The following is a 564-nucleotide window of genomic DNA, read 5'->3' on the forward strand; positions in this document are numbered from 1 at the left end:
AGTGAATATTAACCCCAAAAACAAAAGGTATGAACAAACGTCCGATTCTTGTCGCCTTCAGCAATCAGAAAGGCGGTGTGGGCAAGTCCACGGTAACAGCGGTTCTTGCCAGTTATTTTAATTATGTAAAAGGTCTGAAAGTTGCTGTCGTTGACTGTGACTATCCACAGTTCAGTCTGGAAAAACTAAGGGGAAGGGATTTGAAGAACCTTGAGAAAAGCGAGTATCACCAACGGCTTTTCTGCCGTCAGTTTGAAGACGGTTCCCGTAAGGCCTATCCGATCGTCACTTCCACGCCGGAGGCAGCCGCAGAGATTTCCGGCAAACTGGAAGGCGACTATGACCTGATATTCTTCGATCTTCCCGGAACGGTGAACTCCCGTGGTGTATTCGAGTCCGTCATGAACATGGATTTTATCTTTACTCCCATTGTAAAGGACCGTATGGTCATGCAGAGCAGCCTTTCCTTTGTATCGACCGTTCAGGATTTTATCGGACAGCATCCGGAAGCTCCCCTGAAGGACATACGTTTATTCTGGAACCGTATGGACAGCCGTACTTCAA

Annotated in this window: 1 protein-coding gene; it reads left to right on the plus strand. The window is 47.3% G+C overall.

Going from position 1 to position 564, the window contains the following annotated elements; translation table 11 throughout:
- Positions 1-29: 29 nt before the first annotated feature.
- On the plus strand, positions 30-564 hold a 535-nt coding region (locus I6E11_RS14815), incomplete at its 3' end, for a ParA family protein (RefSeq protein ID WP_235338849.1).

It is taken from the genome of Bacteroides caecigallinarum (assembly GCF_021531075.1).
GTDB classification, from domain to species: Bacteria; Bacteroidota; Bacteroidia; order Bacteroidales; family Bacteroidaceae; genus Phocaeicola; species Phocaeicola caecigallinarum_B.